Consider the following 1,228-nt stretch of genomic DNA (forward strand, 5'->3'; position numbering starts at 1 on the left):
TCGCCTCGCCAGATTTACCTGAAACCAGACCCCGGGGGCGGAAAGAGAGCCGTTGTGCCGTACTATTCCTCTGAGCGCAAAGCCGAACTGCTCAAGATGCTGGGTCCTCCACTCAACCTGACGATGGCCGAAGTCGCTAGGCGCGAGGGCGTTACTGAAATGTCGCTGTATACCTGGCGCAAACGAGCCAGTGCCGAAGGATGTGTGGTGGTGACCGATCCCAAACACCCGACCGAGAGTTGGTCGGCAGAAATGAAATTCGCAGCTGTAGCCGAATGCGCCAGCTTGTCCGAGATCGAGGTGGGTGAATACTGCCGTCGCAAAGGCTTGTATCCCGAGCAGCTTGCTGCCTGGCGGCAAGCGTTCCTGAGTGGGATGGCCCCTCCAAAAGCGCAGCCTAAGGTTGATCGGGAACAGGCCCGTCAGGATCAGAAACGCATTAAACAGCTTGAGCGCGAACTGCGCCGCAAGGATAAGGCGTTGGCTGAAACAGCCGCGTTATTGGTGCTGCGAAAAAAGCTCAACGACTACTGGGGAGTAGACGACGAGGACAATTGACTGCTCTGCCGGAACGGCAACTGCTGGTGGCTTGGCTGACTGAGGCGATTAATTCCGGAGCTCGGAAATTGACGGCATGTCAGGAAGTTGGCTTGACGCTCAGAACGTTGCAGCGCTGGACTCAAACGGAAGAAGTGGCGGCGGATGCACGTACAACAACAGTTCGCGCAACCCCACCGAACGCGCTGAGCGAGCACGAGCGACAAGCGATTCTCAACCTGTGCAACAGCGCTGAATATGCTCACTTGCCACCTAGCCAGATCGTGCCGAGGCTGGCCGATAAGCAGCTCTATATAGGCTCGGAGTCGACCTTTTACCGGGTGCTTCGGGCTGCTGGACAGCGAGAACGCCGAGGGCGTGCTCAACGCCCTGGGCGTCATGCCGAGCCGACAACGCATGCTGCCTGCGCACCTAACCGGGTGTGGTCGTGGGACATCACATACTTGCCGTCTTCGGTGCGTGGAAAATACTACTACCTGTACCTGATCGAAGACATCTACAGCCGCAAGACTGTGGGCTGGGAGGTACACGAGAACGAAGACGGCGCCAAAGCTGCAGTGTTGCTGCAGAGAAGTGTAATCAGCGAACAGTGCTTGAGAGAGCCGTTGGTGTTGCACTCGGACAACGGCACGCCGATGAAATCGGCCACTTTGCTGAGCAAGATGTACGA

At 57.5% G+C, this 1,228-nt stretch carries 1 pseudogene; it reads left to right on the forward strand.

The features are described 5' to 3' along the window. Positions 1 to 54 precede the first annotated feature (54 nt). Positions 55 to 1,228, forward strand: a pseudogene (locus tag ACF8FB_RS25880) (transposase); the annotation flags it as partial.

It is taken from the genome of Pseudomonas sp. yb_2, from assembly GCF_043103905.1.
Taxonomy (GTDB): Bacteria; Pseudomonadota; Gammaproteobacteria; order Pseudomonadales; family Pseudomonadaceae; genus Aquipseudomonas; species Aquipseudomonas alloputida.